General features: G+C 70.6%; 15 protein-coding genes. 13 read left to right on the top strand and 2 right to left on the bottom strand.

Annotated features, from left to right (window positions below; all coding sequences use genetic code 11):
* Positions 1 to 9 precede the first annotated feature (9 nt).
* Positions 10 to 699: an SDR family oxidoreductase gene (locus tag NBY69_RS01055; protein WP_250297664.1), complete on the top strand. Its 690-nt coding sequence runs from the start codon at positions 10 to 12 to the stop codon at positions 697 to 699.
* 6 nt (positions 700 to 705) lie between these two features.
* Here NBY69_RS01055 and NBY69_RS01050 read toward each other — a convergent pair whose 3' ends face one another.
* Positions 706 to 2,073, bottom strand: coding sequence for a PQQ-binding-like beta-propeller repeat protein (locus NBY69_RS01050; RefSeq protein WP_250297663.1), 1,368 nt, complete (start codon positions 2,071 to 2,073; stop codon positions 706 to 708).
* 118 nt (positions 2,074 to 2,191) lie between these two features.
* Here NBY69_RS01050 and NBY69_RS01045 point away from each other — a divergent pair, with 118 nt between their 5' ends.
* The 8 genes from NBY69_RS01045 to NBY69_RS01010 all read left to right on the top strand — a co-directional run bounded on the left by NBY69_RS01045 (position 2,192) and on the right by NBY69_RS01010 (position 13,085).
* Positions 2,192 to 3,196 (top strand): methionine synthase, encoded by a 1,005-nt coding sequence (locus tag NBY69_RS01045; protein ID WP_250297662.1) that lies wholly within the window; start codon positions 2,192 to 2,194, stop codon positions 3,194 to 3,196.
* 33 nt (positions 3,197 to 3,229) lie between these two features.
* The gene (gene ligA, locus NBY69_RS01040; RefSeq protein WP_250297661.1) at positions 3,230 to 5,437 is read left to right on the top strand and encodes an NAD-dependent DNA ligase LigA; all 2,208 of its coding nucleotides are present in this window, start codon (positions 3,230 to 3,232) and stop codon (positions 5,435 to 5,437) included.
* A gap of 255 nt (positions 5,438 to 5,692) precedes the next feature.
* Positions 5,693 to 7,867, top strand: coding sequence for a bifunctional diguanylate cyclase/phosphodiesterase (locus NBY69_RS01035; RefSeq protein ID WP_250297660.1), 2,175 nt, complete (start codon positions 5,693 to 5,695; stop codon positions 7,865 to 7,867).
* Positions 7,868 to 8,068: 201 nt separating this feature from the next.
* Complete coding sequence (gatC, locus tag NBY69_RS01030) at positions 8,069 to 8,365, top strand: Asp-tRNA(Asn)/Glu-tRNA(Gln) amidotransferase subunit GatC (protein ID WP_250297659.1); 297 nt, start codon at positions 8,069 to 8,071, stop codon at positions 8,363 to 8,365.
* A 5-nt stretch (positions 8,366 to 8,370) separates the two neighbouring features.
* Positions 8,371 to 9,870: an Asp-tRNA(Asn)/Glu-tRNA(Gln) amidotransferase subunit GatA gene (gene gatA / locus NBY69_RS01025; RefSeq protein WP_250297658.1), complete on the top strand. Its 1,500-nt coding sequence runs from the start codon at positions 8,371 to 8,373 to the stop codon at positions 9,868 to 9,870.
* Entirely contained in the window at positions 9,867 to 10,106 is a 240-nt protein-coding gene (locus tag NBY69_RS01020; protein WP_250297657.1) for a hypothetical protein, read from the top strand. Before gatA ends, NBY69_RS01020 begins: the two co-directional genes overlap by 4 nt.
* Before the next feature lie 16 nt (positions 10,107 to 10,122).
* Positions 10,123 to 11,631, top strand: coding sequence for an Asp-tRNA(Asn)/Glu-tRNA(Gln) amidotransferase subunit GatB (gatB, locus tag NBY69_RS01015; RefSeq protein ID WP_250297656.1), 1,509 nt, complete (start codon positions 10,123 to 10,125; stop codon positions 11,629 to 11,631).
* Between the two features lie 197 nt (positions 11,632 to 11,828).
* Entirely contained in the window at positions 11,829 to 13,085 is a 1,257-nt protein-coding gene (locus NBY69_RS01010) for an ArsB/NhaD family transporter (protein ID WP_250298003.1), read from the top strand.
* Between the two features lie 65 nt (positions 13,086 to 13,150).
* On the opposite strand, the gene NBY69_RS01005 is transcribed toward NBY69_RS01010, so the two are convergent.
* The gene (locus NBY69_RS01005) at positions 13,151 to 13,537 is read right to left on the bottom strand and encodes an RNA-binding S4 domain-containing protein (RefSeq protein WP_250297655.1); all 387 of its coding nucleotides are present in this window, start codon (positions 13,535 to 13,537) and stop codon (positions 13,151 to 13,153) included.
* 166 nt (positions 13,538 to 13,703) lie between these two features.
* Between NBY69_RS01005 and NBY69_RS01000 the strand changes: the two genes are divergently transcribed.
* The 4 genes from NBY69_RS01000 to NBY69_RS00985 all read left to right on the top strand — a co-directional run bounded on the left by NBY69_RS01000 (position 13,704) and on the right by NBY69_RS00985 (position 17,552).
* Positions 13,704 to 15,947 carry an MMPL family transporter gene (locus NBY69_RS01000; protein ID WP_250297654.1) on the top strand — a complete coding sequence of 748 codons (2,244 nt, stop codon included), beginning with the start codon at positions 13,704 to 13,706 and terminating at the stop codon, positions 15,945 to 15,947.
* Positions 15,925 to 16,479 carry a GNAT family N-acetyltransferase gene (locus NBY69_RS00995; protein ID WP_250297653.1) on the top strand — a complete coding sequence of 185 codons (555 nt, stop codon included), beginning with the start codon at positions 15,925 to 15,927 and terminating at the stop codon, positions 16,477 to 16,479. The genes NBY69_RS01000 and NBY69_RS00995 overlap by 23 nt, the downstream gene beginning before the upstream one ends.
* Before the next feature lie 35 nt (positions 16,480 to 16,514).
* Positions 16,515 to 17,168, top strand: coding sequence for a hypothetical protein (locus NBY69_RS00990; RefSeq protein WP_250297652.1), 654 nt, complete (start codon positions 16,515 to 16,517; stop codon positions 17,166 to 17,168).
* A 186-nt stretch (positions 17,169 to 17,354) separates the two neighbouring features.
* Positions 17,355 to 17,552, top strand: coding sequence for a hypothetical protein (locus NBY69_RS00985; RefSeq protein WP_250297651.1), 198 nt, complete (start codon positions 17,355 to 17,357; stop codon positions 17,550 to 17,552).
* Positions 17,553 to 17,640 lie beyond the last annotated feature (88 nt).

The following is a 17,640-nucleotide window of genomic DNA, read 5'->3' as shown; positions in this document are numbered from 1 at the left end:
GATGGGGCCATGGCTACACATGTGATCACCGGCGCGGGTTCCGGCATCGGCGCGGCCGTCGCGCGCCGTCTCCACGAGCGGGGTGACGACCTCGTCATCGTGGCGCGCGACGCCGGGCGCGCCAGGGAGCTCGCGGGGCGCTTCCCCGGGGCGGGCACGCTCGTCGCGGACCTGGCGAACCCCGACCGTATTTCCTGGGCGCTCGACAAGCAGGCGCTGCCCGCGCAGGTCGACTCGCTGCTGCACATCGCGGGCATCGTCGACCTCGGCCCCATCGCGGAACTGCGCCCCACGACCTGGCACCAGCAGCTCAACACCAACCTCGTCGCACCGGCCGAGCTGACCCGGCTGATGCTGCCGCAGCTCCGTACCGTCCGGGGCCAGGTGATCTTCGTCAACTCCGGCGCGGGCCTGAACGCCCACGCCGAGTGGGGCGCGTACGCCGCCGCCAAGCACGGGCTGAAGGCCCTGGCCGACGCGCTCCGCCACGAGGAGCACGGGAACGGCGTACGGGTCACGTCCGTCTACCCCGGACGTACCGCCAGCCCGATGCAGGCCAAGGTCCACTCGCAGGAGGGCAAGGAGTACCGCCCGGAGGGCCTGATCGACCCCGAGTCGGTCGCCACCACGATCCTCATGGCGCTGGACCTGCCGCGGGACGCGGAGGTCAACGACCTGACGGTGCGCGCCGGCCGCTGAGACCGCTCACTCCGCCAGCGCCAGATCCACCGAGGAGAAGGCGAAGTCCGCCCAGCCGATCAGGACCACCCCGGACCCCGCCCCGCGGATCGCGGGAAGCGACCTCTGGTCCTCGTTCTCGCCCTGGAACAGTGACTTCGGCAGATCCGCCCGGGACAGCTCGTGACCGGTACGCGCATCGAGCACCAGGAGCCGGGCGGAGGCGGGCACCTTGTCCCGCCGGGCATCGAGCGGCGGGACGCCCTGGGTGACGTACACTCGGCCGTCGGCTATCCAGGGCCTGCCGAACTCAAGCCCCTTGGCGGCCGGGTGGGTCCAGGCGGTTCGGTTCCGGTCCGCGGTCACCCGTATCGCGGTGAGAGTCCGGCTGTTGCTGGAGTCGAACACCATGATGTTGTCGTCGGCGTAGCCGAGAGACAGGTCGTTCGACAGCGCTGTCGAACGGGTCCGGGGCCGGCTGCCGGAGACATCGGTCACGACCAGTGCGTCGCGCACGGACGCGGTCGCCATGGTGTGGTCGTCGAGGCGCCAGTAGCCGGTGATCTCGTCCTTCAGCTGCCAGCGAGGGTGGCCCGTGCTCCGGTCCATACCGGACAGGACGTACTCGTCACTGCTGCCCTCGCAGTCGGTGGCCCGGTACGCCACCACGTCCTTCAGAGCGACGGGGGCCCGGACGGCCCACTTCCGGCACCCCTTGGGCGGGGGAGCCGTCCAGAGCCGCTTGCCGTCGTGCACGGCAAGAGCGGTGACCGAGGCCGGCTGGCTGAGGATCACCGTGTCCTTGTCGAGCCAGAGCCTGCTCTGCCCGGACTTCGCGTCGCCGGGCACCTTGACGTGCCAGCGCGGCTTGCCGCTGTGTGCGTCGATCCCGACCACGAGCTGGTCGTCGAACGAGAGCACCACCGTGTCCCGGGAGTTCGTCACGTCCACCAGGCCGGTCTTCTCCCGCCCGTAGTGCCAGTAGCTCTTGCCCGTACGGAGAGAGAACGCCGTGACGCCCCTGGGCTCCTCGTGCAGGTACAGCCCACCGGCGATCCCGCTCATGGAGCCCTCGAAGTTCGCCACCACCCTGCTGGGCTTCACGGGCGCACTGCTGCCGAGCGCCGCCGGGAAGTCGCCGTGCGGCCCGCTCATCTGCTCGTGGTAGCGGGTGAGGTACGTGTACGTCTGCCAGCCACCGATGGCCAGCGCGAGCACCACCGCGACGGTCACCAGTTTGACCGCCCTGACCCGGACCCACGCAGCCGTGGCACGCGCCGACTCGGCGGGGCTGCGCCGTATCCGCGGGACGCGCCCGTCGGGGCCCACCACCGGCGGGTCCTCCGACTCCGTGCCGCTGGAGTTCCAGGTCCAGCCGTCCAGATCGTCCTTCATCGCTCTCCCCCGATTGCTGTGCGCCAGATGGTAGTACCGCCCACTGACAGCGCGACCGCTGCCCCGGCCCCGGCCTCGGCCGTCATCCGGCTGTCCCTCCTGCTCGTAGGCTTTGTGCGTGAGCGAGAAGAGCAAGTTCAGCTGGGGACCGGCCACCGGGATCGGTTCCATGCCGGGCGGCGACGCGCGGGAGACCGCGAAGACCGTCATCGGGTCCTTCGAGGACTTTCCGTATCTGGCCGAACTGCCCGCGCGCGGGCCGGGCTCCGACATGATCGGGCGGACCATCGGGCTGCTCGTCGAGATGTACGCCCACCTGGAGCCCAGCGGCTGGCGGGTCAGTGACCGGCCGGGTCACGACACCCGTCGTGCACGCTCCTGGCTGGGCGAGGACCTCGACGCGCTGGAGGAGTTCACCCAGGGGTACGAGGGGCCGCTCAAGGTGCAGGCCGTCGGGCCCTGGACGCTGGCCGCCGGGCTCGAACTGCGGGGCGGCGAGGCCGTTCTCGGCGATCCCGGGGCCTGCCGGGACCTCACCGCCTCGCTCGCCGAGGGGCTGCGCGGGCACCTCGCCGAGGTGCGCCGCCGGGTGCCGGGCGCTCAGCTGGTGCTCCAGCTCGACGAGCCGTCGCTCGTCTCCGTACTGCGCGGGCAGATCAGGACGGCCAGCGGTTACCGGACCCACCGGGCCGTGGACCGGCAGCTCGTCGAGGGCGCGCTGCGCGACGTGATGGCGGTCAGCGACGGTCCGGTGATCGTGCATTCCTGTGCGCCCGACGTGCCGTTCGCGCTGCTTCGGCGGGCCGGCGCCGCGGGCGTCTCGTTCGATTTCAGCCTTCTCACCGAGCGTGACGAGGACGCGATCGGAGAGGCCGTGGAGGGCGGTACCCGGCTCTTCGCCGGAGTGGTGCCCGGCACCGACACCGCATTGTCAGACCCTGCCGGTAGCGTCATGGGTGTCAGGACGCTGTGGCGCAGGCTGGGGCTGAATCCGGGGACTCTCACCGAGTCCCTGGTGCTCACCCCGGCGTGCGGGCTGGCGGGTGCTTCGCCCGCGTACGCCCGTGCGGCCCTCGCGCACTGTGTCCGTGCGGCGAAGTCGCTCGCGGACAACCCTGAGTAACGGGCTGAGTTCCATCAACGGGAGGACGAGACGGTGGCTGTCGAACAGCAGGGTGCTGTGCCTGCGGAGGCGCGGGAGAACCACGCGCAGCTGGCCGAGCAGATCGAGGAGCACCGCTTCCGGTACTACGTGAAGGACCAGCCGGTCGTCAGCGACGCCGAGTTCGACACGCAGCTGCGCGCGCTGGAGGCCCTGGAGGAGCAGTACCCGGAGCTGCGGACCCCCGACTCGCCGACCCAGAAGGTCGCGGGGGCGTACGAGACGGAGTTCACGTCCGTGCAGCACCGGGACAGGATGCTGTCGCTGGACAACGCCTTCGACGACGAGGAACTGGCCGCCTGGGGCGAGCGGGTGGCCCGGGACGTCGGTTCGGCCGGTTACCACTTCCTGTGCGAGCTCAAGGTGGACGGCCTGGCCGTCAACCTCACCTACGAGAACGGCAGACTGACGCGGGCCGCCACCCGCGGCGACGGCCGCACCGGCGAGGACATCACGCCGAACGTCATGACGATCGCCGACATCCCGCACCGGCTGCGCGGCGAGCGGATCCCGGCGCTCGTCGAGATCCGCGGCGAGGTGTACTTCCCGATGGACGCCTTCGAAGGGCTCAACGCCCGGCTGGTGGAGGCAGGCGACAAACCGTTCGCCAACCCGCGCAACGCCGCGGCGGGTTCGCTGCGCCAGAAGGACCCGAAGATCACCGCGACGCGTCCGCTGCACATGGTGGTGCACGGCATCGGTGCCCGTGAGGGCTTCGACATCGACTGCCTGTCGCACGCCTACGAGCTGCTGCACGAGTGGGGCCTGCCCACGGCCCAACACAACAAGGTCGTCGACGACCTCGCGGGCGCACGGGAGTTCATCGCCTACTTCGGCGAGAACCGGCACTCCGTGGAACACGAGATCGACGGCGTCGTCATCAAGCTCGACGAGATCCCGCTCCAAGGACGGCTCGGCTCCACCTCGCGCGCGCCGCGCTGGGCGATCGCCTGGAAGTACGCGCCGGAGGAGGTCAACACCAAGCTGGTGAACATCCGCGTCGGTGTGGGCCGTACGGGCAGAGTCACCCCGTACGCCCAGGTCGAGCCGGTGACGGTGGCCGGGTCCGAGGTCGAGTTCGCCACCCTGCACAACCAGGACGTGGTGAAGGCCAAGGGCGTGCTCATCGGTGACACGGTGGTGCTGCGCAAGGCGGGGGACGTCATCCCGGAGATCCTCGGCCCGGTCGCGGACCTGCGGGACGGCAGCGAGCGGGAGTTCGTGATGCCCGCCGAATGCCCCGAGTGCGGGACGGCGCTGCGCCCGATGAAGGAGGGTGACATCGACCTCCGCTGCCCCAACTCCCGCTCCTGCCCGGCCCAGTTGCGTGAACGGCTCTTCTACCTGGCCGGGCGCAAGTGCCTGGACATCGAGAACTTCGGCTATGTCGCCGCGGCGGCGCTCACCCAGCCCCTGGAGCCCGCCGAACCGCCGCTGCGCGACGAGAGCGACCTGTTCGACCTCACGATCGACCAGTTGCTGCCCATCAAGGCGTACGTCCTGGACCAGGACAGCGGACTGCCCAAGCGCGACCCGAAGACCGGCGAGGAGAAGATCGCCACGGTCTTCGCCAACCAGCAGGGCGAGCCGAGGAAGAACGCCCTGGCGATGCTGGACAACATCGCGGCGGCGAAGACCCGGCCACTGGCCAGGATCATCACCGGGCTGTCGATCCGGCACGTGGGCCCCGTCGCCGCCGAGGCACTGGCCCGCGAGTTCCGCTCACTGGACCGGATCGAAGGGGCCACGGAGGAGGAGCTGGCCGCCGTCGAAGGTGTCGGGCCGACCATCGCGGCCTCGCTCAAGCAGTGGTTCGACGAGGAATGGCACCGGGAGATCCTGCGCAAGTGGCGGGCGGCCGGGGTCCGTACGGAGGACGAGGGCAGTGGCGAGGACGAAGGCCCCCGCCCGCTGGACGGGCTCACCGTGGTGGTCACCGGCACCCTGGAGCACCACACCCGCGACGGCGCGAAAGAAGCACTCCAGAGCCTCGGCGCGAAGGTCACCGGCTCCGTCTCCAAGAAGACGGCCTTCGTGGTGGTGGGGGACAGCCCCGGCTCCAAATACGACAAGGCGATGCAGCTGAAGGTCCCCGTGCTGAACGAAGAGGGCTTCGCCGTACTGCTCGAACAAGGACCCGACGCGGCCCGCGAGGCGGCGGTACCGGCGGATGAACCGGCAGACGGTCCGGCAGCGGAGTAGCCGCAGACCGGGCCCAAGCTCACCCGTTCGGCGCATAGCAGATGGTTAAGGATGGTCGGGTCGCATTCGGGCAAGACCTGCAGACGGCTGCCCGTCGGGGCCTTCTGCGGCCTACTGTTGAACAGTGCGCCCGTCGTGCACGGCTTCCAAACGGTCTCCCCTGCTCCCCCGGAGCTCGGGACGGGTTCAAGTCGTGATGGCACGACAGAGGGCCATCGCGTGGCATGGGCACTGCCGGCTGTGAGAGGGACGGGCATGAAACCGACCGAGAGCGCCGATCCGGACGGGCGAGTGCGCGGCCTCGCGTACTTCGCTCACTCCGTGTCGAAGCTGTCCGCCTTCCCCTTCGTCGTGGGACTGGCGGCCATCGCTCTGGCGACCGGGCTGCTGCAGGCGGTCCGGGACGGCAGCGCGCTGTTCCCCGACGGCACGGTCGGCTGGGCACTGGCCGTGCTCACCGGCGTCATCGTGGGCCATCTGGTCGCCCTCGGCCGCGACCGCTGGTGGGGCGGCACCGGATCCGGCGCCGCCCTCACTCTCGCCGTACTGCTGCTGTACGGCTGGCTGCCGGCCGCGCTGGTCAGCCTGGCCGTCGTCGTCCTGGTCGGGGCGGCGCGCAGCCACCGCTGGCGGCAGGGGCTGCTGCACGGCGCGTCCGACATCCTGGGCATCGGCGCCGCCGCTCTCGTCCTCGCCGCGTTCGGGGAGGCCCCGACCGTCGAGCACCCCTGGCGGCCACTCCACTGGGGGATCGGCTCCGCGTTAGAAATCGTGGTGGCGGCCTGCGCCTATCTGCTGGTGACCAGGGTGCTGCTGTGGTCCGCGCTGGCGCCGCACAACGGCGGACTCCCGACGGTGGCCCGCACGGCACTGGTCAGGCAGGGCCTCGTCGGCGTCGCGCTGCTCGGTATCGCCCCGCTGATCTGCGTGGTCGGTATGTCGCTGCCGTTGCTGCTGCCGCTCTTCGCGGTACCGCTGATCGCCCTGGACTCCACGCTGTGGATCGCGAGGGCCCGCGCGGAGGAGCAGTTGCGCGACCCGCTGACCGGACTGCCCAACCGCCAGTGGCTGTTGGAGCGGACCTGGGCGGCGCTGTCGGAGGCGGAGAGCAGCGGAAGCAGATCGTCGCTCGTGCTGATCGACCTCGACCGGTTCCGGTCGGTCAATGACACGCTCGGCCATCTGGCGGGCGACAGGCTGCTGTTGCAGATAGCAGACCGGCTGCGGCTCGCGCTGCCGCGCGGCGCGGAGGTCGCGCGGCTGGGCGGCGACGAGTTCGCGGTACTGCTCCCGGTGGCCGACTCGGCGACGAGCGTGATGCGCATCGCCCGCCATCTCGTCGCCGAACTGGGCTCCCCGCTCGACCTGGACGGACTGACGCTGGTGCTGGAGGCGAGCGCCGGCGTCTCCGTCTTTCCCGACCACGCGCTGGACGCCGAGGGGCTGCTCCAGCGGGCGGACGTAGCGATGTACCAGGCGAAGCGGGACCGCACGGGCGTCGAGGTCTACGAGTCCAAGCGGGACTCCAACACCCCTGACCGGCTCGGACTGCTGGGTGACCTGCGGCGCGCCCTCGACGCGGGTGACGTGGAACTGCACTACCAGCCGAAGGTCCGGTTCGACGGACAGGTGGCGGGACTTGAGGCACTGGTCCGGTGGGTGCACCCGGAGCGCGGCAGGGTCCCCCCGGACGAGTTCATCGCGATCGCCGAGTCGTCCGGGCTGATGCCGCACCTCACCGAATACGTACTGGAGACGGCCCTCGCCCAGGTCGCCAAGTGGCGCGCGCAGGGCCTGAAGGTCCCGGTGGCGGTCAATGTGTCGCCGCGCGACGTGCACACCCCCGGCTTCGCGGGCGCGGTGGCCGCGCGGCTGGCCCGGCACGGCGTGCCGCCGGGCGCCCTCCAGCTGGAGATCACCGAACACGTCCTGCTGGAGGACCCGCAGCGGGCGGCCGACACCCTGGCCGGGCTGACCGCGCACGGCGTGAAGATGTCGCTGGACGACTTCGGCACCGGGTACTCCTCACTGGTCCACCTGCGCCGGCTGCCGGTCAGCGAACTGAAGATCGACCGGTCGTTCGTGGCCCGGCTGGCGGTGGACAACGAGGACGCGGAGATCGTCCGCTGCACCGTCGACCTGGCGCACTCGCTGGGCCTGATCGTCGTCGCCGAGGGCGTCGAGGACGACGAGACCTGGGAACGGCTGAGGGACCTGGGCTGCGACGCGGTGCAGGGATGGCTGGTGGCCGCGGCGATGCCGCCGCACGAGGCGACCGCGTGGCTGCTGGCGCGTGGGTCCCGGGGATGGCAGCGGCCCGCGGAACTGGCGGCTGCGGCTGCGGCTGCCGCGGCGGCGGAGCAGGAGAAAAGGATGGGTCAGGTCGTACTGCACAGCAGGCCGGGCCGGCCGCCGGAGCCGCGGCCGTAGCGACAAGCACGTACCCGCAGACGGGGTTTCCCCCGGCCCGCACGGCATCGGGGGAGTGGAACAGCCCCGTGCGCAGACCCCGTGGAACGACCGTCCCGTCCCGGTCACCACCACCCCAGGGGAATCCGTTTAGTGAGCAGGGGCCCCCGCCCCATAGGATTGGGCCAAAATCCACTCACACTCACCCCTGAGGATCGCCGCATGCCTGGCATCACGCGCGAGGAGGTCGCCCACCTCGCACGGCTGGCACGTCTGGAGCTGAAGGCCGAAGAGCTCGATCACTTCGCCGGACAGCTCGACGACATTCTCGGCGCGGTCGCCCGCGTCTCCGAGGTCGCCGATCAAGACGTACCGCCGACCTCCCACCCGCTGCCGCTGACCAATGTCATGCGCGCGGACGAGGTCCGTCCGTCGCTCACCCCGGAGCAGGCCCTCTCCGGTGCCCCCGCCCAGGAGCAGCGGCGTTTCAAGGTGCCGCAGATCCTGGGGGAGGACTAACAGTCATGACGGACATCAACATCATCAAGCTCACCGCCGCCGAGATCGCCGAGAAGATCGCTTCCGGGGAGCTCACGGCCGTCGAGGTCACCGAGGCCCACCTGGCCCGCATCGCGGCCGTCGACGAGAAGGTGCACGCCTTCCTGCACGTCGACCGCGAGGGCGCGCTCGCGCAGGCCCGCGCCGTCGACGCCAAGCGGGCGAACGGCGAGAAGCTCGGTCCGCTGGCCGGCGTTCCCCTGGCGCTGAAGGACATCTTCACCACCGAGGGCGTCCCGACCACCGTCGGCTCGAAGATCCTCGAAGGCTGGATCCCGCCGTACGACGCGACCGTCACGAAGCGCCTCAAGGCCGCCGACGTCGTCATCCTCGGCAAGACCAACATGGACGAGTTCGCCATGGGGTCGTCGACGGAGAACAGCGCCTACGGACCCACCGGCAACCCCTGGGACCTCACCCGGATCCCCGGCGGCTCCGGCGGCGGCTCGTCCGCCGCGCTTGCCGCGTACGAGGCCCCGCTCGCCATCGGTACGGACACCGGCGGTTCCATCCGCCAGCCCGCTGCCGTCACCGGCACCGTCGGGGTCAAGCCGACCTACGGCGGGGTCTCCCGCTACGGCATGGTGGCGTTCTCGTCCTCCCTCGACCAGGGCGGTCCCTGCGCCCGTACGGTGCTGGACGCGGCCCTGCTGCACGAGGCCATCGCCGGGCACGACCCGCTCGACTCGACCTCCATCGACGCCCCGGTCCCGCCGGTCGTCGAGGCCGCGCGCAACGGCTCGGTCGCCGGGCTGCGGGTCGGCGTCGTCAAGCAGTTCCGCGGCGAGGGCTACCAGGCCGGGGTCATCCAGCGCTTCGACGAGTCGGTCGAGCTCCTCAAGGGGCTCGGCGCCGACATCGTGGAGCTGGACTGCCCCTCGTTCGACCTGGGTCTTTCGGCCTACTACCTGATCGCCCCGTCGGAGTGCAGCTCCAACCTGGCCCGCTTCGACGCCATGCGGTACGGCCTGCGGGTGGGCGACGACGGCACGAAGTCCGCCGAGGACGTCACCGCGCTCTCCCGCGAGGCCGGTTTCGGCGACGAGGTCAAGCGCCGCGTCATCCTCGGTACGTACGCGCTCAGCTCCGGCTACTACGACGCGTACTACGGCAGCGCCCAGAAGGTCCGCACGCTCATCACGCGGGACTTCGAGAAGGCATTCGAGCAGGTCGACGTGATCGTTTCGCCGACCACGCCCACCACCGCCTTCCCGATCGGTGAGCGCGCCGACGACCCGATGGCGATGTACCTCGCCGACCTGTGCACCATTCCGACCAACCTGGCCGGCAACTCCGCCATGTCGCTGCCCTGCGGCCTGGCCCCGGAGGACGGGCTGCCGGTCGGCCTGCAGATCATCGCCCCCGCCATGAAGGACGACCGTCTGTACAAGGTCGGGGCCGCCGTCGAGGCCGCCTTCGTGGAAAAGTGGGGACACCCGCTGCTTGAGGAGGCTCCGTCGTTGTGAGTGCTGTGAGCAAGGCCAAGGGATTCAAGAAGTCCAAGGCCGGTACGTACCTGTCCATCGGAACCACCGCCTTCGGTGCGCTGAGCGTGGTCAAGCAGGCCAAGCAGGCCCGTACCGAGAACGACACGCTCCGTCTGGTCGACGCCGTCGTCTCCGCCGCCGCCATCGCCACCGGCATCGCTCTGCTCCTGCGTGAGCTGAAGCGCCTGGGCGACGACGACGTCCTGCTGGGCTGAGAGGGAAAGTCTCATCGTGACCGTCACTGAACTCGCGTCGTACGAGGAAGCCCTCACGACGTACGACCCCGTCATGGGCCTTGAGGTCCATGTCGAACTCGGCACCAGGACCAAGATGTTCTGCGGCTGCTCGACCGAGCTGGGTGCCGAGCCCAACTCGCAGACCTGCCCCACCTGTCTGGGTCTGCCGGGCTCGCTGCCGGTCGTCAACGCGATCGGCGTCGAGTCGGCCATCAAGATCGGCCTCGCGCTGAACTGCGAGATCGCCGAGTGGTGCCGCTTCGCCCGGAAGAACTACTTCTATCCGGACATGCCGAAGAACTTCCAGACCTCGCAGTACGACGAGCCGATCGCCTTCAACGGCTATCTGGACGTCCAGCTGGAGGACGGCGAGACCTTCCGGGTGCAGATCGAGCGCGCCCACATGGAGGAGGACACCGGAAAGTCGCTGCACGTCGGCGGCGCCACCGGCCGTATCCACGGCGCGTCCCACTCGCTGCTCGACTACAACCGCGCGGGCATCCCGCTCATCGAGATCGTCACCAAGCCGATCGAGGGTGCCGGGGAGCGTGCTCCCGAGGTCGCCAAGGCGTACGTCGCCGAGCTGCGCGAACTCATCAAGGCGCTCGGCGTCTCCGAGGCCCGGATGGAAATGGGCCAGATGCGCTGCGACGTGAACCTGTCGCTGCGTCTGCACGGTGTCGAGAAGCTCGGCACCCGCTCGGAGACGAAGAACGTCAACTCGCTGCGTTCGGTGGAGCGCGCCGCCCGCTACGAGATCCAGCGCCACGCCGCGGTGCTGAACTCCGGCGGTTCGATCGTGCAGGAGACCCGGCACTTCCACGAGGAGGACGGCTCCACCACGGCCGGCCGCATCAAGGACAACGCCGAGGACTACCGCTACTTCCCGGAGCCCGACCTGGTCCCGGTCGCGCCCGCGCGCGACTGGGTCGAGGAGCTGCGAGCCGAGCTGCCCGAGCTGCCGCGCGTACGCCGTAACCGGCTGCGTGAGGAGTGGGGCGTCTCCGAGTTCGACATGCAGTCGATTCTCAACGCCGGTGCGATCGAGCCGATCGTCGCGACGATCGACGCGGGCGCCCCGTCCGACCAGGCCCGCAAGTGGTGGATGGGCGAGCTGGCCCGCAACGCCAACGAGACCGGCCGTGAGCTCGCGGCGCTGCCGATCACGCCCGAGCAGGTCGCCCGGGTGGCTGCGCTCGTCGCGGCGGGCGACCTCAACGACAAGCTGGCCCGCCAGGTCATCGACGGCGTGCTCGCCGGTGAGGGCGGCCCGGACGAGGTCGTGGAGAAGCGCGGTCTGAAGGTCGTCTCGGACGACGGCGCGCTCGGCGCGGCCGTGGACGAGGCGATCGCCTCCAACGCGGCGATCGCCGACAAGATCCGCAGCGGGAAGGTGGCCGCGGCCGGTGCGCTCGTGGGCGCCGTCATGAAGGCCACCCGGGGTCAGGCGGACGCGGCACGGGTGCGCGAGCTGATCCTGGAGAAGCTCGGCGCCGAGGGCTGACGCCTCAGGACAACGGGGGCAGGCCCCCGTTGTCCCCAATCGCCGGACGGGCTTGATTTCAAGCGCGTCCGGCGATTTTCAGCCTCTCCGGCGTTTGGAGCGGGGCCCGGGGCGGAGCCCCGGTCACGGGAACGGGCGGGGAGGGGAAAAGCTCCGCGCAGCGGCCCACCCCCCCCCACACATCTCCGGAGCACCCGCTGAACACCATCGCCGCCGAGACCCTCTCCGTAGCCCTGCTGCTCGGCGTACTCGCTTTCGCCGTCGCCCGTCCCCAGGGCCGCCCCGAAGCCGCCGCGGCCGTCCCTGCGGCCGTGATCGTCGTAGCTGTCGGAGCCGTCCCGCTCTCCGACGCGTGGGACCAGATCCGCACCCTGCTCCCGGTCGTGGGCTTCCTCGCCGCCGTACTCGTACTCTCCCAACTCTGCGCCGCCGACGGCTTGTTCGCCGCCGCGGGCGACCTGGTGGCGCGGGTCTGCGGCGGGCGGCCGGTGCGGCTGCTCGGCGGGGTGTTCGTCGTGGCCGCCGTGGTGACGGCCGTCCTCAGCCTCGACGCCACCGTCGTCCTGCTCACCCCGGTGGTCTTCGCCACGGCCGCGCGGGTCGGCGCCCGTTCGCGGCCCCACGTCTACGCGTGCGCGCATCTCGCCAACTCCGGCTCGCTGCTGCTGCCGGTCTCCAACCTCACCAATCTGCTGGCGTTCGCCGCGAGCGGGCTGACCTTCACCCGGTTCGCCGGGCTGATGGCGCTGCCCTGGCTGGCCGCCGTCGTCGTCGAGTACGCCGTCTTCCGCCGCTTCTTCGCCAAGGATCTGGCGGCGGGCGCGCACCCGACGGAGGGAGCGGAGCGGGCCGAGGTGCCGGTGTTCACCCTGGTGGTGCTGGGGCTGACGCTCGCCGGGTTCGTGGTCACCTCGTTCGCCGGGGCCCAACCGGTCTGGGCCGCCGTCGCGGGGGCGCTGGTGCTCGCGGTCCGTGCGCTGCGCCGGAGACGTACGACCGTCGTCGGCCTGGTGCGTGATGCCAACCCGTACTTCTGCCTGTTCGTCCTCGCGCTGGGCGTCGTGGTGAAGGCGGTGGTCGACAACGGTCTCGGCGACGGCATCGGCCGGCTGCTGCCGGGCGGCGCCTCGCTGCCCGCGCTCCTCGCGGTGGCCGTGGTCGCCGCCGTACTGTCCAACGCGATCAACAACCTGCCGGCGATCCTGGCACTGCTGCCGGTGGTCGGCCCCGCAGGCCCCGGGCCCGTTCTGGCCGCGCTGATCGGCGTCAACCTCGGGCCGAACCTGACGTACGTGGGCTCGCTCGCCACGCTGCTCTGGCGCCGCATCATGAACGAGCACGGGAGCGAACCCGAGCTGGGCACCTTCTCCCGGCTCGGCCTGCTGACCGTGCCGGCGACGCTGGCCGTGTCGACCGTCGCGCTGTGGGGCGCGCTCCACCTGTTCGGGGGCTGACCGGGCGCCCACTCCCGTGCGGCCCTCCCGTGCGGAAGGGCCGCTCGGGCCGAAGGGGCGTGCGGTCAACGCCCCCGGATGTCCCCGCGCAGCTGTTCCATCTCCCGCCGGTCCCGCTTCGTCGGCCTTCCCGTGCCCCGGTCGCGCACCGGGATGTCGACCGTGGCCTCGCGCGGCGGGGGCGGCGGGCTGTTGTCCACGTAGCACTCGGCGGCGACCGGCGGGCCCACCCGCTTGCGCACGGTCCGCGACACCTCGACGATCCGTTCGCGACCCGCGTGGAACAGCCGGACCTCGTCGCCCGCCTGCACCGGATGGGCGGGCTTCACCCGCTCCCCGTTGAGCCGGGCGTGACCGGCGCGGCAGGCGGCAGCCGCCTGTGAGCGGGTCTTCGTGAGCCGTACCGACCAGATCCAGGTGTCGAGCCGTACGGTCCCCTCGTCTGCAGCCATGCCCCGACCCTACGGCCGTTCGTGTCCCTGTGACTAACCCCACGAAAGCGGCAATTGATCACGTTTCGATGTCAGAGTGACTCGTCAAAGGTCATACGCTCTTTTCGGTCTATTCCCGATAAAGACCTTGTAATCGCCCGGGTCGAATCACCGAGGGAGCAGTCCGTTGGCAGCCATCGCGCGATGGTGCATCAGGCACCGCCTCCTCACCGTCCTGCTCTGGCTCCTGGCCCTGGGCGGCACGGCGGCTGCCGCCGGAGTCGCCGGATCCGCGTACTCCAACGACTACGAGGCACCAGGTACGGAATCGGGCCGGGCCACCGCCCTGCTCGACCAGGGCTTCCACGGCCAGGGCGGCGACAGCGACACCATCGTCTGGCACACCGACGAGGGCAGCGTCCGGGCCTCGGGCGTCGAGCAGCGGATGACGCAGACCCTGAACCGGATCGACGGCCTTCCCGGCATCGCGTCCGTCGGCGCACCGCAGACCAGCCAGGACGGGCACACCGCCTACGCCACGTTCACCTTCGACGCACAGTCCGACGAGATCCCCAAGGCACAGGTCCAGACGGTCGTCGACACCGCGAAGGCGGCGGAGGCCCACGGGCTCCAGGTCGAACTCGGCGGCAGCGCGATAGGACTCACCCAGACGACCAGCGCGCACACCAGCGAGATCATCGGGGTGGCCGTCGCCGCGCTCGTCCTCTTCCTCGCCTTCGGCGCCTTCGCCGCCAGCCTGCTGCCCATCGCCACCGCACTGGTCAGTGTCGGTACGGCGTACGCGGGGATCGAACTCCTCGGCCATGTCATGACCGTTGCCGACTTCGCGCCGATGCTCGGCATGCTGATCGGCCTCGGTGTCGGGATCGACTACGCGCTCTTCATCGTGACCAGACACCGCAAGGGGCTGCGCAGCGGTCTGCCGGTCGCCGAGTCGGTGACGCAGTCGGTGGCCACGACCGGACGTGCGGTCGTCTTCGCCGGTGCGACGGTCTGTATCGCCCTGCTCGGCATGCTGATCCTGCGGCTGAGCTTCCTCAACGGTGTCGCCATCGCCGCCTCGCTCACCGTCGTACTGACCGTGGCGGCCTCGGTGACCCTGCTGCCCGCGCTGCTCTCCTTCATCGGGATGCGGGCGCTGAGCCGCCGCGAACGCAGACGGCTCGCCGAGCGCGGCCCGCAGCCCGAGCTGCCCACCGGATTCGCCGCCCGCTGGTCCGCCTTCGTGGAGCGGCACCCGAAGCTGCTCGGCACGTTCGCCGCCACCGTGATGCTGGTCCTGGCGCTGCCGACGTTCGGGCTCCATCTGGGCACGTCCGACCAGGGCAACAGCCCGGCGGGATCGACCACCCGGCAGGCGTACGACCTGCTCGCCAAGGGGTTCGGGCCCGGCGTCAACGGCCCGCTCACCCTGGTCGCCCAGCTCGACGGGGCGGGGGACCGGGTCGCTCTCGACAGACTGCCCGACCAACTGCGCGCGACCCCGGATGTCGCCTCCGTCAGCCCGGTCACGTACAACAGCAGCGGTGACACGGCCGTGCTGACCGTCGTCCCGGACTCCTCCCCGCAGTCGCAGAAGACCAGCGACCTCGTCGACCGGCTGCGCACGGACGTGATTCCGAAGGCCGAGGACAGCACGTCACTCGCCGTCCACGTCGGTGGTGTCACCGCGAGCTACGACGACTTCGCCCAGGTCATCGTGGGCAAACTCCCGCTGTTCGTCGGTGTGGTGATCGCGCTCGGCTGCGCGCTCCTGCTGCTGGCCTTCCGCTCGGTCGGCATTCCGCTGAAGGCCGCCGTGATGAATGTGGCCGCCGTGGCCTCGGCCTTCGGGGTCGTGGTCGCGGTCTTCCAGTGGGGATGGGGGAGCGAACTGCTGGGACTCGGCAGCGCCGGGCCGATCGAACCCTTCCTGCCCGTGATCATGGTCTCGGTGCTCTTCGGGCTCTCCATGGACTACCAGGTGTTCCTGGTGAGCCGCATGTACGAGGAGTGGCTGGAGACCGGCGACAACCGGCGGGCCGTACGGGTCGGCCTGGCCGAGACCAGCCGCGTGATCAACTCGGCGGCCGTCATCATGATCTCCGTCTTCCTGGCCTTCGTCCTCAGCGGTGACCGCGTCATCGCGATGTTCGGCATCGCGCTCGCCGCCGCCGTGGCCCTCGACGCCTTCGTGCTCCGTACGCTGCTGGTCCCCGCCCTGATGCATCTGCTGGGCGGCGCCAACTGGTGGCTGCCCGGCTGGCTGGACCGGCGGCTGCCCCGCATCAGCATCGAGAATCCCGGGTGCCGTACGCGTGCGAAAATTCCCCAGCAGCCCACGACCGTGCCGGAGACAGCAGAGCCGGAGACCATGGCGGCGGAGAAGACCCTGGTGGAGGAGAAGCATGTTCGCGATATCGCTCGGTGACGGCGGGGAGCTGCGGCCCCTGGAGCCCTGGCGGGCCGAGGAGTACCTGGCGCACATCGACCGTGGACGCGAGTTCATCAGCCAGTTCGTCGGACTGGCGAAGGCCGCCACGGACCTGGTGTCGGCGCGGGCGTTCCTCCAGTCGTACGCGGAGAAGCAGGCCGCGGACACCGGCGTGCTCTACGGCATCTGGCTGGACGGCACCCTCGTCGGCGGAGTGCTCTTCCGGGTCTTCGACAGCGCCTCGGGCACCTGTGAGGCGGGCTGCTGGCTGGAGCCGGCCGGAACGGGCCGCGGGCTGGTCACCCGCGCGGTGCGGGTGCTGATCGACTGGGCGGTGGAGGAGCGCGGAATGCACCGGATCGAATGGGAGGCTGCCTCCACGAACACCGCCAGTGTCAAGGTCGCCGAGCGCCTGGGCATGACCCGCGAGGGAGTACGGCGGGAGAGCTATCCGCACCGGGGCGTCCGGCTCGACATGGAGATGTGGTCGGTCCTCGCGGACGAGTGGCGGGCGCACAGGAAGCGTTAAGGGCGCTCTCAGAAAGGCCACCTAGCGTGCGCCGTATGAACGCCACCACCAAGCCCGACACGATCGACGACTCCGCCGCCGCAGAAGCGCAGGCCGCAGAGGCCGAGGAAGCCACGGCGGAGGCGGTCACGGAGAACGCCGACGACTCGGCCCCTCGCGACTCCGCTGCTCACGACGCCGCCCCTCACGACTCCGCCTCCGAGGAGGAGGGGACCGGAGAGGGCGAAGCCGAGGACGGGGAACCGGATGCGGACACCGACCCCGCTCCGCGGAGCGGGGTCGGGGCCGGAGCCGGTGCCGTCGTCGCGGCGGCGCTCGCCTTCGTCGCCCTTTCCGGCAGCTGGATGGGCACGGTGCTCTCCGAGCGCAAGACCCTGACCGGTCAGATCCACCTTCCGCAGGGCGCCTCGGCGGCGCAGCAGATCCACGAGGTCTACGCGGCCCCCTGGCACACCACCGCCCTGGTCAACGGCGGTTTCGCGCTGCTGGCGCTGATCGTCGGAGTGGTCGTGCTGGCCCTCCCGCTGTTCAGCACACCGGCCCGGACGCAAGCCGTCTGGGTGCGTGCGGTCGCCTGGGGCTCGGTTGCCGTGGCGGTCATCGGTCTGGTGATCGCCGCCGGAATGTACTTCGACCTGTTCGCCGCGCTGCCCAGCGCTCCTGCGGCGACGTCCACCCCGACCCAGTAGGGCCAGGAGCACCCGTAAGACATCCCGCGGGGGGCCTGGGCCGTACGTAAGCACACACGTACGCGGCCTAAGGCCCCTCCGCCATGAGGATGCGGCACTCGCCCGATGTGGCGGACCCCCCTGGCAGACCAGGATCGAGGCACCGAAGGAAGCCGGAACCGGCCTCCGCCACAGGCGGAGAACGCCATGTTTCACCACCAGCTCCAGAAGTTCCGCACCGCCGACCTCATGCGTGAGGCCGAGGCCGAGCGCCTGGCCGACCAGGCCCGCGCTGCCCGCCGGACCGCGCGCAGGACCGTGCGTCGTGCCGCCCGCGGGTCCCGGAACCAGGACACGGGAGGGCAGGTGGATTCGTCGAGGTCACGTTTCGCCTCAGCAGCCTGATGACCGTGCGGCTTGAGCAGCCTGATGACCGTGCGGCTTGATGAGCGACGCGACGGGGGGCATAGTCGTCCCGCCCGTAGTCGTACGG

This window comes from Streptomyces sp. A 4/2 (assembly GCF_940670765.1).
Classification (GTDB): Bacteria; Actinomycetota; Actinomycetes; order Streptomycetales; family Streptomycetaceae; genus Streptomyces.
Note: the sequence above shows the minus strand (reverse complement) of the source record. Positions and strands in the feature narration are given on the sequence as shown.